Below are 11,599 nucleotides of genomic sequence, written 5' to 3'. Positions count from 1 at the left end.
AGGATGGTAAAAGCTGGCAATACAGACGGTCTGAGCGAGACAATGTATGCATGAAAAACAAAATTATTCTCAAGCGGAATGTATAAGTGAACCTGACTGAGTCAGGAGATGCACCATGTTCACACAACTAAATTAACTCATTAAGCGTATCCAAAGTTGTTACTTGTGGTTTGATTTTATAAATATCAAATAAAGATATTCTATAGATGTAACTATATGTGAATAAATCTATCTCTAGTTATTGTTTTGCTGCCTATGCTAACTACGCCAGAACGCAACACCGAACCCATGTTGTTTGTTATTATCCGGCTTTTGCGGTGGCATAAACCAGAAGGACGGTTAATTTTGATGATTCCTGCTCTTTGGGCTGTGTTTTTGGCAGCTGCTGGAAAACCACCTTTACCCTTGGTTGGCGTTATCATTTTGGGGACTCTCGCCACAAGTGCTGCTGGGTGTGTTGTCAATGATTTGTGGGATAGAGATATAGATCCACAAGTGGAAAGAACTCGCGATCGCCCTCTTGCTTCCCGTGCGCTTTCGATAAAAGTCGGCATCATTGTTGCCATAGTGGCGATGGGATGTGCAGCAGTTCTTGCCTTTTATCTTAACGCGCTTTCATTTTGGTTATGTGTAGCAGCAGTTCCAGTCATTTTGCTTTATCCAGGGGCAAAGCGGGTGTTTCCTATCCCGCAGTTGGTGCTCTCCATCGCTTGGGGTTTTGGCGTTTTGATTAGCTGGAGTGCGGTGACGCATAACCTTTCACTTCCCACTTGGCTGCTTTGGGGTGCAACTGTACTGTGGACATTGGGATTTGATACTGTTTATGCCATGAGCGACAAGGAAGATGACCGCCGAATTGGTGTGAACTCTAGCGCCTTATTCTTTGGTGATTACGCGCCTGTTGCAATTGGGATTTTCTTTGTTGGTACCGTGTTTTTACTGGGTTGGCTAGGTGTGCTTATGCACCTGCGCCCTACCTTTTGGATCAGTCTTGCTATTGCTACTGTAGCCTGGACTTGGCAGTACACACGCTTAAGACAGCCAAACCTGCCTAACTCTGCTTATGGAGAAATGTTCCGGCAAAACGTGTGGATTGGTTTTCTCGTACTTGCTGGGATGATTGTTGGGAGTTTATAATGTTTTTTCAGACTCGGTTTCTTCTGGAAACCGGGTTTCTACTGAAAATTTATGAATTTTTTATAAAAATATTTAGCGCTATATCCGAAATTTTACTATATCAGCTTTTTCTCTGCGCCCTTTGTGCCTGTGCGGTTTAAAAGTAATTTATTTAACCACAGAGGCACAGAGGAGCACCTCGTGAGGGAGGGTTTCCCGACAGCAGGCGCAGAGTACACAGAGTAAAGAGGTTAAAGAGGAATTTCTTGACCAAAATTTTTACCCACCTTGAAAGGGCTGGTTCTAGCTCGAAAAGTTTTGAGTTCTGAGTTTTGAATTCTGGGTACTGTGTTCTTCTTAAGAAACAGCAATGAGAAAAATCATTATTGGAGTGATGGGACCAGGAGAAAAGGCTACCTCAATTGATGTGCAAAATGCCTATGAACTTGGGAAAGTCATTGCACAAGAAGGATGGGTTTTGCTCACTGGTGGTAGAAATGTTGGGGTCATGGAAGCCGCAAATCTGGGAGCAAAATCTGCCAATGGTTTAACTATTGGCATTCTTCCTAGTGAGGATAGCAAGGGCATTTCTGAAGCAGTTGATATTGCTATATTTACTGATATGGGAAATGCTCGCAATAATATTAATGTCCTCTCCAGTGATGTGGTGATTGCCTGTGGGATGGGTGCTGGGACAGCTTCAGAAATTGCTTTGGCTTTGAAAGGTAATAAGAAAGTTATTTTGCTGACTGACGAGGAACAAAGCAAAGTTTTCTTCAAAAAGCTGTCGCCAGAAAACGTTTATGTTGTGAATGGGGTAGGAGAGGCGATCGCAACAACAAAGGCAATTTTAAGTCGTTAATTACGCCCCTTAACCACCAAAGGTACTCCTCCTGGAGGTGCAAATGTTATACCGCGACGTACAGGTAGCAAAGGACGCCGTTCTGCTAGTTCTAGTGAGTAATCAGATAAGACGGTTGCAAGTACCAATTTCATTTCAAACATGGCAAATGCCAAGCCAAGGCAGCGACGGTTCCCGCCTCCAAAAGGTAAATATTCATAAGGAGAAAACTGTCTTTCTAGAAAGCGCTCTGGCTTAAACTGCTTGGGTTCTGGGTAAATATCTGGGCGATGGTGAGTCAAATAGATACAAGCCGAAATTAACATCCCTTTTGGTAATTCGTAGCCCATCAATTGCATTGGAGCTTGTAAAATTCGTGGTAAGGCAAAGAAAACAACAGGATAAATTCTTAAGGTTTCTGAACAAACTGCATTCAAATAAGGTAGCCGAGCAATTTCCATTGGATCTGCACTACCGACGTTAATGGAGCTAAATTCTTGTAAGAGCTTTTCGCGCACTTCTGGTATATAGTGAACCCAATATAAAGCCCAAGCTAAAGCGGTTGCTGTGGTTTCATGCCCAGCGAAAAGCATGGTCATTAATTCATCCCGTAACTCAACATCTGTCATCGGTTGACCTGCTTCATCCCGAACTGATAGTAATAAGCTCAGAATATCTTCACCTAAAGGCTCAGGCTTTGAGCGGCGATCGCGAATTTCTTGGTAAAGTAATTTATCAAGTAGCTCTCTTTGCCGTACAAAATTTCCCCAAGGACTCAAAGGTCCTAAATCATGTTGCAGTGTTTTAAAAAATAGTAGAGTCGCACTTAAAGGAGACTCAAAACTATCCAACATTGCTGTTAAGGTTTTCCTAATTTGTTGGTAACGCTCTCCTTCCTTCAGCCCAAAAACAGCGCGTAAAATAACTGTTAGGGAAATCTCTTGCATACTGGAACGTGCTTTAAATACATCGCCAATCTTCCACTGGCTGATAACTTGCTTGGCAATGTCAGAAATGAGCTGACCGTAAGCCCGCATTCTCTCACCATGAAAAGGAGGCATCAACAGCTTGCGTTGTTGCATATGACGCTCACCGTCTAGCAATATTAAAGAGTTTGACCCCAACAAAGGTTGTATAATTTCGCTTCCTGAACCTGAATCAAATAACTTGGAATCAGCAGTAAAAATTTCTTGAATCGCTTCGGGATTACTGATAATGACTTGGGGACGAAAGCCAGGAATTTCAGTTAAAAAGATATCTCCATAGCGTTCTTGCATTGTTTCAAGATAATCCAACGGTCGCACAACTGCCCATATCGTTTGGAGCAATCCTGGTTCACGCGTTCTATTTGGCAGTTTCGTATTGATTTGCTGTGGAGAGTTTTGTTTGAGCGTAATCATCTGTTGTTCTCCTGCATTTTGTTATTATAAAAAATCTAAACTGGAATGAATTTTGGGGAATATTCAGGGTTATGAATTTGTGGTAATCCTAATCGAGTTCTGATTTCGTTGATTGGTTCTTTCCAATGTTCTTCAAAGCGGTATCCTAATAAAAATTGTGCTTTGTTCCCAAGTTCAAGTCCTTTTTTAAGATTAGCAAAAATAGCTTGACGTTGTTTAGGAGCTATGATTGGATATAGGAATTTTGCTAACAAAAGGCTAATTTTTAGAGATTTGCTGTAATTTTGGGCAGCTGCGAAGGCAAGCACGCCAATTTCTCCGGCGTAGCTGGTATCAAAGCCAAGCAAGAGATGAAAAATATCGTGAGTGACAACGTATCGCAAGGCAAATACATTGCGTCTAGCAACGTCCTCAAGTTCGGGACTGATGTTAAATGGTTTCAGGTTATTTTTCCGCATATGTTCGGCATATTCTCGCCCAAAGGTACCTTGAGGATATTTACTCAATTCCTCTAAATTAATGAGGGGATGATATCCGACAACGTGTTGCAGTTTAGCCTCTACTGTCGGATTAACTTTTGCTCCTAATAAATCAGATTTAAGAATGGCAAAATCGCCGTAATTTTCAGACTTTTTATAAGCTTGAAGCGCTTTGATTTGTTTGAGTTTGTTCCACATAGATGTTTCCAAAATCTGGAATTGAAAATCTAAAGTTGGCTAAGGGGCAATACGGTTCAGTTAGATGTTAATCCTTAAAGATCCCCCAACCCCCTTAAAAAGGGGGCTAAATTCTCCGCTTTTTAAGGGGGGTTAGGGGGGATCTAGCCTTATCTGAACCGCATTGGGCTAAAGGGTGGAATGCTGTAGCGATCGCGTAATTCTTCTACTGGTACATGCACAACTTCCCAGAAGTTCCAGTTATCTGAAAAATCTACTTTACACGCTGCACCGCGCTGTAGGGCGTGTATGACTCGTGAGATATCAAACAGTTCCATCCCCGCATCCGCATAAGGCGTGATGTGAAAACCCCAATGAAAATACAGAACGACGAACAGCAGAAATACAAAACCGTTTTCGCGGATAAAACCCGCCTGAAAGGCTCCCTGCTGAATCTCTCCTTGAGGGTCAGTGTCGTAACCAGATAAAATATGCGCAAAATCGTGAAACACCATGCGCTCTGGAATGCTCCCCACCTCACCAGGAAAGCTAAAACGTTTTTGGGTGTAGTATTCCCAAAACGCGCGTCCCAAAGTTCCCTCTGGTAATAGCCCCAATTGTCGATACTTCCATGCTACATCTGGATCTTCGCCGCCGTAAAACAGTGGAGTTACTATCTTTTTAAGACCGATAGTACCTTCTTGTGCATAGGATGCACTCATAAATATGCCCATCGACTCCCGTGTTATGTCCATCTGCGCTAGCAGCTTATGTTCTCTAGCGGCTTTGTGCAGCACTCGTAAACTTTGCTCGTTACTACAAAGGACTTCTGCAAGCGATCGCAATGCTTTTTGCTGGCTAGGCGTAATCTCGTTATCTACCATCGCCATCACCATTGCCATTTGGAGCAAGCGTTTGCGGTGGTGTGGATCGGTGATGGCTGTAGCAATTTGTGTTGGCGTGATAGGAGATAAGTCATCAACTACAACTGAGGCTTGATGTAGCTGCTTCACTACCTGTAAAAACTGATGTTCAAGTGGTGTTAATGCCTCTGGTTTAGCCGCTACTGTTGTTAGAGTTTGCAACACGAAGGGCAGTTCTTGAGAAGAAAAGACAGCGATATCCATCTCACATCTCCCTTCAGGGACAGGATGTCAGGAGGTACGGGCGCGGCGTCTTGCGCCCGTAATAACAAACGCGGATTAAGACCTATAAACGCGCTTCCAGTATGAGATTAAAAGGAGTCTGTGTAGCACACCGGAACCGACTAAAGCCAGCTTCAGACATAACTTGAGCCAGTCTCGCTTCACCAGCTTGTGCTCCCAGTCCTAGCCCAACCTCTTGAGATAGTGAGTTGGGCGTGCATATTGCAGTGGAGGCGGAATAAAACATCCGACCTACTGGATTGAGATTGTCCTCAATAGAGTTACCAGCGAACGGTTCAACCAATAGCACCGTTCCGTCTTCAGCTAAGACTTCCTTTGTATGTTTTGCCGCACCTACAGGATCGCCTAAATCATGTAGACAATCCATAAAGCAAACTAGGTCGTAGTTTGTTCCTGGAAAATTCTTTGCATGAGCGACTTCAAATTGGACGCGATCGCTAACACCAGCTTCTACAGCGCGTTGACGTGCAACAGTAATTGACTCGTTGTGGTAATCGAAGCCAAAGAATTTTGAGTTGGGATAAGCCTGCGCCAAAAGGATAGTAGATGCACCATGACCGCAACCCACGTCAGCAACTAAAGCGCCTGCCTGCAACTTTTCTTCAACTCCTTCGAGTGCAGGAATCCAGTTAGTCGTCAGCGACGCCTTGTAACCCGTTTTGTAGAACGCTTCGCAGCCGCAAAATAGCCGATGATGATGCTCGTGCCAACCAATGCCCCGACCAGTTTGGAAAGCATTTATAACTTTGTCCTCATCCAGCCACATTGAGGAAATAGTATCGAAAGCAGCAGCCATGAAAACGGGACTTTCTGGATTGGCTAACACCATCGCGTGTTCGTCAGGCAACTCATAAGTGTGTTGTTCACGGTCGTAAGTGATATAGCCACTGGCTGCCTGACTGTTCAGCCACTCCAGAACGTATCGCTCGCGAGTACCTGTCTTTTGAGCTAGTTGAGATGGCGTCATCGGACCAGCACCAGCCATTGCTTTGTATAAACCCAGTCGGTGCCCAATACTAGCCATCACGCCTGACATACTTACTGCCATGTCGTTGACAAGCTGATTGACAAATGCGTTAAGACGATCTTCATTCATTGAAACTTTACCTCCATTTTCTGCTGTTGAAGCGCCAAAGGTAAAGGCAATCCTGTTGCCTCAGCAATTTCCTTGGATGGAGTTTCCCGTGTAGGGCTTTTCAGATACTTCCCATCATTGATGGGAGGCACTACTTTCATCTTGTGTGTGATGCTGTAGTAGCGGTGAGATTGTTGGAGTTGGGGCAGTTCTTGGATGCTTTGATTGGCAATTTTCTTACGCAATTTAATAATCGCATCGATGACAGCCTCAGGTCGGGGGGACATCCCGGTATGTAGACATCGACTGGAATTAACTTGTCTACCCCTCGAACAGTGGTTGGAGAATCTACACTGAACATTCCGCCCGTAATTGTGCAAGCTCCCATTGCGATGACATACTTAGGTTCTGCCATTTGTTCATAAAGTCGCACCAAGTTAGGGGCGTACTTCATCGTGATTGTACCTGCGGTAATCATTAAGTCTGCTTGTCGGGGAGTCGCACGGGGAATCATGCCATATCGCTCCATGTCGAACCGAGAAGCATAAGCAGCCATAAACTCCATGAAACAGCAGGCTGTGCCAAACATCATCGGATACAAACTGGACATTTTTGCCCAGTTGTACAAGTCATCCAGAGTTGTGAGAATAATATTTTCAGACAGTTGTTGCGTTACTTCGGGACGCTTAATTGGATTAATAACATTAGTCATGGGTCGAATCTCTCATAATTATGAATATTGTTTGACAAAATGCGCTTTTTGTGTAATTTAAAGCGATTGGAAGAGCAGTTTTTCTTTTGTAGGAAGCTTTCCTGCAAGCTCTTCCACTCACAATTCACTACACCGTCGATAACTACAGTTTCTGATAACGTTTGAATCTGTACCAGTAAAGATAAAGGTCTTAAGTCGCTAACTTAAGCGATTGCTAACGCAACACATTACACTATCGCTAGCACACCATACATAGCCTGTAGAAATGATTATTACTTTAGAAGGCGCACCTGCGGTAGGAAAATCGACAACGTGTGTTGCGATCGCACAGCATTATTCAGCTTTTGTCGTACCAGAAGTGAATAAGCTTTTCGCTCGTCCCAAGCATGAGCCGGAAAACTGGTATTTAAACAGACAGGTGGCAAGATGGGAAATGGGAATTCGTCAGGTAGAAGACTATGAGTGGATTGTATTTGACAAAACCTTGTGAGAATTGTAGAAACCACGTGGATGGTGCCCGTGGAGGAAACAAGAGGAAAGTCATCTCATATCTTGCAGCGAATGTCAATTCCTTGTTTGATGTAGGAATAGTTAGTAGTTTGTGGAGTAATAATGAAAGATAAATATGTGTTACTGACAGGAGGCACTGGGGGGTTGGGTTTAGGTGTCACTCCTGTTGTACTGGCACTCGGTGCGCTCGTCACGGTGCCTTATCGCAAAGCGGAAGAAACAAAGCGGCTTAAAGAAGCTATCTCCCCTGCCGATCGGGACAGAATCCAGTTTATTCCTGCCGATTTGCAAGATGAGCAAGCTGTTCAACATCTAGTGGATGCTATGCCGCGAGTCGATGTGTTGATCCATCTGGTTGGAGGTTTTGCGATTGGTAAAACCCATGAGTATCCTTTTGCTGATTGGCAACGGGACTTTGGGTTGAATCTCAACACAACCTTTTTAGTCTGCAAGCATAGCCTACGACGTATGTTAGAGCATGGATATGGACGGATTGTCACGGTCGGCTCGCGGGGGGCTGTAGAACCGGGCGGGCAACTCGCAGCTTATTGTGCTTCCAAAGCAGGAGTCGTTGCCCTGACCAAGGCGATCGCTGATGAAACCAAAGGAACCAACATTACAGCCAATGTGGTTCTACCCAGCATTATTGATACCCCTACCAATCGAGTAGCATTGGGAGCTGAGAACGCGCACAACTGGGTTAAACCTGAATCTTTAGCTCAAGTTATTTGTTTCTTAGCATCTGAAGCGGCTCAAGATGTTCGAGGGGCAGCAGTTCCAGTTTATGGCAGTGCTTAATGCTGTCAAGAATCAATTTTATTATAGACTAGAACGCGAACGAGTATCACTGTAAAAATTCCGGAAGAATTGTAGCCATGCAATCAGCCAACCCAGCAGATCCAACGCCCCCAACCCTTGAGAAGAAACTTGCTCTGCTACAAAAGTTAAGAGATGAATTAGGCAGTGGAGACACGATTCGCCGTCTATTTTTTGGCGATTTGGAACCCATTGCACTCCAACCAGGAGGAGCGAATACCGTGGTTCATCTCTATAACAAAGCCAATGATGTCACCATTGCTTATTGCACTTCCTACGATGTATTTTTGGCTGCCCGACCAGGACGAGTCACCGAATTCGATCCTGCCGAAATCAAGTAGGGAAAGATCGCAAAGATGTTTGAGCGTGGAAAAGTGATTGCATCTGAGGTGCCCTGTGGTGCGATCGTCTTGAACTTCAATAGTTTGTCAATTCCTTTTTACTTACAGGAATGCGTTTCCACAGATCGGTAAGCTCAATGGTATCGAAGAATGCTACTACCTTGACAATACGCCCGTTTTTCATGGTCATATACCAGGAATAGGTGTTGGTATAGGGTTTGCCGTCTTTGGCTGTAGCTGTTCCATCCCATAAGGCAATTACCATGTCGCCCTCGGCATAAATGCCTCGTAAACTGGGTACTATTCTGACGCTCAATCGCTCGTTAATTGGCGCGATCGCTTCCTCCAAAAATTGCTTGCGGCTGGTGTAGGTTTTGGAAATTGGACTTCTGCCTGTAATCGTCCATTCCACATCATCAGCTAGCAGTGAGAAGAAACTACCAGTGTTATTTGCCCATTTGGCAAAGCCTTCGCGTACTATTTCTTTATTCTGGCTCTCATTAGATTGCACAAGAAAGCGAATCTCTGCTTGCTTTGGCTCGGCTTTAGCACTGGTCACAGGTGCTAAAGCGGCTATCATCAAACCAAAGCCAATTAATCCAAAGCTCATTAGTAATTTACGGTGGGGGGCGGTGGTGTATTTTTTCATAAATCCTCTTTCTGGATTAAGTCTGTATAGAAAACACTATTTTGTCTTTGTTATCGAATCGACAGGTCAGGCAGCCCAATCTATCAGTATTTCCCATGCAATCAAAAACACTAGAGATAAGGCTGCTTTTTCATGGCTGAGTCTTCCACTCCTTATCTGTAATCAGTGGATTCAGCCAGAGTCCGCCATTGTGCCGTTTCTTGCTCGACGTAAGCGTTTTTCTTAGCAATTGCCTGAAGGGTGTCTGTCCCTAGAGGCAACCGCAGAGGTGGGGTATCTGCGTTGACCAGCTCAAGGATCGCCTGGGCGAGTTTGGTGGGATCTCCGGGTTGTTGATAGTTCAGTTCAGATGCGTGGTTACGGATTTTACCGACCGTTTCCGCATAATCGGAAATTTCCATGGCAGTGCGCTGGAGCGAGCTGCCATCGAGGAAATTGGTCCGGAAGTATCCCGGCTCGACCACAGTGGCATGGATGCCCAGAGGAGCTAATTCATCGTGTAGAGCTTCAGTAATGCCTTCAACTGCAAACTTGGTTGAGGAGTAGATGCCCCACCCTGGAGTGGAGCGGTAGCCCCCGATCGACGATAGGTTAATAATGTGTCCGGAGCGGTTCTGACGCATACTGGGCAACACGGCACGGGTCACATTCAACAGCCCGAAGACGTTCGTGCGGTATACCCGCTCAACCTCAGTAGCACTGGTTTCTTCGATGCCTCCAAGCAAACCGAATCCCGCATTGTTGACTAACACATCGATCTGCCCAAAGCGTTCCAGTCCTGCTGCAACTGCTGCTTTCACTTGAGCCTCGTCGGTAATATCCAGGCTGAGCGTCAACACATTTTGACTGGACTCGAACTGATGCAAATCGGTTTTGTTGCGGGCGGTTGCAATTAATTGGTCACCTGCTGCCAAAACGGCTTTTGCGATTTCGGCTCCAATTCCACGGGAAGCACCTGTAATGAACCATGTTCTCTGAGTCATCTTTCGTTCTCCTTACATTCAGTTAGTAACACAGCTAGATTCTTCAACCGACATCAATTCGTTTTTAGGCAGTTGCAAAAGCGGTATTTTTGCTCCGTCCTCACCTCGATTTTGTAATCAAAGCGATTTGGATTTGCTTGTTGTGCCCTGCTCTATTGCCTTATCCTTTCATTGTCTTTTTGTTATAGGTTCATCATAGGCTTAAGCAAAAGGGTTTTAAATACATAAACCTCGCAGATTATTGCCCGATCCTCTCAAGCAGTCAGATGGGACTCAAAAGAATCCTCTATAATAATCGCAGCAAAATGATCGGAGCGATCGAGAAACTGCTATGGCAATTGAACTCTTGAAACGCGAGACGGCGATTCATCCTTGTCAAGAACTGGTGGAACTAGTGACTCGCCATACGGATGACTTGGGGAACGGTATCCATTCAACTGCGATCGCTCAGTTAGAATTTATGCGGGAATCTGCTGCTCCTACAGCACTCTGTGCTGTATATGAACCGACTCTTTGCATTATTCTTCAAGGCAAAAAAGAAACCTTACTAGGAAAGGAAACCTATCAGTATGGTGCGGCTCAATATATCGTTGTCACAGTGGATTTACCGCTCAGTGGATACATTGTCGAAGCGACACCAGACAAGCCGTATCTAGGATTTAAGCTGAGCCTGGACGCAATTCAACTTTGGAATATTATTGACCAAATCCAGCGCAGTCCAGATAAAAAAGAAACTTCGGTTAGAGGCTTGTTCGTTAGTGATGCTAATGCATCGTTAATTGATTGTGCCACCAGACTAACACGGCTGCTGGATACGCCCCAGGATATTCCATTCCTAGCACCGATGATTATTCGCGAAATCTATTACCGTCTTTTAATTGGCGAACAGGACGAAGCAGTTCGCCAGATTGCGACATCCGGTAGCAATATGCAGCGTGTTGCAGAAGTAATTAAACGGATCAAAGCTGATTTTACAAAATCATTGCGCGTTGAGGATTTGGCTCAGCAAGCGAGTATGTCTCCTGCATCATTCCATCGCCATTTCAAGGCAGTCACCTCAATGAGTCCATTGCAATATCAAAAACAGTTGAGATTATTGGAAGCACGTCGTCTGATGCTGAGTGAAAACGCTGATGCAATTCATGCGGCTTATCAGGTTGGTTATGAAAGTCCTTCACAGTTCAGTCGTGAATATTCCCGCTTATTTGGTGCCCCACCCATGAAGGATATTGAACGTTTACGAATCACCTGAACATTGCAGTTCGCTATATGTGTTAGATGGAACTCCATACCGTTTTCTACTGAAATTGGACTACTCAAGTTTATAAAAATTG

12 protein-coding genes and 1 pseudogene are annotated in these 11,599 nt (G+C 44.6%); 6 read left to right on the top strand and 7 right to left on the bottom strand.

The genetic code is table 11. From position 1 onward, the window contains the following. Nucleotides 1-255 precede the first annotated feature (255 nt). Both V5G28_RS21835 and V5G28_RS21830 read left to right on the top strand, forming a co-directional pair. Nucleotides 256-1,137, top strand: a complete 882-nt coding sequence (locus tag V5G28_RS21835) for a 4-hydroxybenzoate solanesyltransferase (protein WP_332991012.1) — start codon at nucleotides 256-258, stop codon at nucleotides 1,135-1,137. A 349-nt stretch (nucleotides 1,138-1,486) separates the two neighbouring features. Further along, a complete protein-coding gene (locus V5G28_RS21830; protein ID WP_332991009.1) occupies nucleotides 1,487-1,978 on the top strand; it encodes a TIGR00725 family protein in 492 nt (163 codons plus the stop codon). On the opposite strand, the gene V5G28_RS21825 is transcribed toward V5G28_RS21830, so the two are convergent. The 5 genes and pseudogenes from V5G28_RS21825 to nuoB form a co-directional block, all read right to left on the bottom strand. Further along, nucleotides 1,975-3,357, bottom strand: a complete 1,383-nt coding sequence (locus V5G28_RS21825; RefSeq protein ID WP_332991007.1) for a cytochrome P450 — start codon at nucleotides 3,355-3,357, stop codon at nucleotides 1,975-1,977. The genes V5G28_RS21830 and V5G28_RS21825 overlap by 4 nt on opposite strands. A gap of 35 nt (nucleotides 3,358-3,392) precedes the next feature. Beyond that, complete coding sequence (locus V5G28_RS21820; RefSeq protein ID WP_332991005.1) at nucleotides 3,393-4,034, bottom strand: Coq4 family protein; 642 nt, start codon at nucleotides 4,032-4,034, stop codon at nucleotides 3,393-3,395. Nucleotides 4,035-4,183: 149 nt separating this feature from the next. Beyond that, on the bottom strand, nucleotides 4,184-5,140 hold the full coding sequence (locus V5G28_RS21815) for a hypothetical protein (RefSeq protein WP_332991003.1): 957 nt from the start codon (nucleotides 5,138-5,140) through the stop codon (nucleotides 4,184-4,186). An 82-nt stretch (nucleotides 5,141-5,222) separates the two neighbouring features. Beyond that, a complete protein-coding gene (locus V5G28_RS21810; RefSeq protein ID WP_332991000.1) occupies nucleotides 5,223-6,275 on the bottom strand; it encodes a class I SAM-dependent methyltransferase in 1,053 nt (350 codons plus the stop codon). Further along, nucleotides 6,272-6,966 (bottom strand): annotated as a pseudogene (gene nuoB, locus V5G28_RS21805) (NADH-quinone oxidoreductase subunit NuoB). Before nuoB ends, V5G28_RS21810 begins: the two are co-directional and overlap by 4 nt. Nucleotides 6,967-7,231: 265 nt before the next feature. Between nuoB and V5G28_RS21800 the strand changes: the two are divergent. The 3 genes from V5G28_RS21800 to V5G28_RS21790 all read left to right on the top strand — a co-directional run bounded on the left by V5G28_RS21800 (nucleotide 7,232) and on the right by V5G28_RS21790 (nucleotide 8,633). Further along, the gene (locus V5G28_RS21800; RefSeq protein WP_332990996.1) at nucleotides 7,232-7,456 is read left to right on the top strand and encodes a hypothetical protein; all 225 of its coding nucleotides are present in this window, start codon (nucleotides 7,232-7,234) and stop codon (nucleotides 7,454-7,456) included. Nucleotides 7,457-7,578: 122 nt separating this feature from the next. Beyond that, nucleotides 7,579-8,274, top strand: a complete 696-nt coding sequence (fabG, locus tag V5G28_RS21795; protein ID WP_332990994.1) for a 3-oxoacyl-ACP reductase FabG — start codon at nucleotides 7,579-7,581, stop codon at nucleotides 8,272-8,274. A 77-nt stretch (nucleotides 8,275-8,351) separates the two neighbouring features. After that, a complete protein-coding gene (locus tag V5G28_RS21790; RefSeq protein ID WP_332990992.1) occupies nucleotides 8,352-8,633 on the top strand; it encodes a hypothetical protein in 282 nt (93 codons plus the stop codon). 76 nt (nucleotides 8,634-8,709) lie between these two features. Here the strand turns inward: V5G28_RS21790 and V5G28_RS21785 are convergent, their stop codons facing one another. Next, on the bottom strand, nucleotides 8,710-9,282 hold the full coding sequence (locus V5G28_RS21785; protein ID WP_332990990.1) for a nuclear transport factor 2 family protein: 573 nt from the start codon (nucleotides 9,280-9,282) through the stop codon (nucleotides 8,710-8,712). Nucleotides 9,283-9,434: 152 nt separating this feature from the next. After that, nucleotides 9,435-10,265: an oxidoreductase gene (locus V5G28_RS21780; protein ID WP_332990988.1), complete on the bottom strand. Its 831-nt coding sequence runs from the start codon at nucleotides 10,263-10,265 to the stop codon at nucleotides 9,435-9,437. A gap of 331 nt (nucleotides 10,266-10,596) precedes the next feature. Between V5G28_RS21780 and V5G28_RS21775 the strand changes: the two genes are divergently transcribed. After that, on the top strand, nucleotides 10,597-11,517 hold the full coding sequence (locus V5G28_RS21775) for an AraC family transcriptional regulator (protein ID WP_332990986.1): 921 nt from the start codon (nucleotides 10,597-10,599) through the stop codon (nucleotides 11,515-11,517). Nucleotides 11,518-11,599: the final 82 nt, after the last annotated feature.

The organism is Scytonema sp. PRP1 (assembly GCF_036697665.2).
Classification (GTDB): Bacteria; Cyanobacteriota; Cyanobacteriia; order Cyanobacteriales; family Nostocaceae; genus Kalymmatonema; species Kalymmatonema gypsitolerans.
This window is presented reverse-complemented; position numbering and strand designations above follow the sequence as displayed.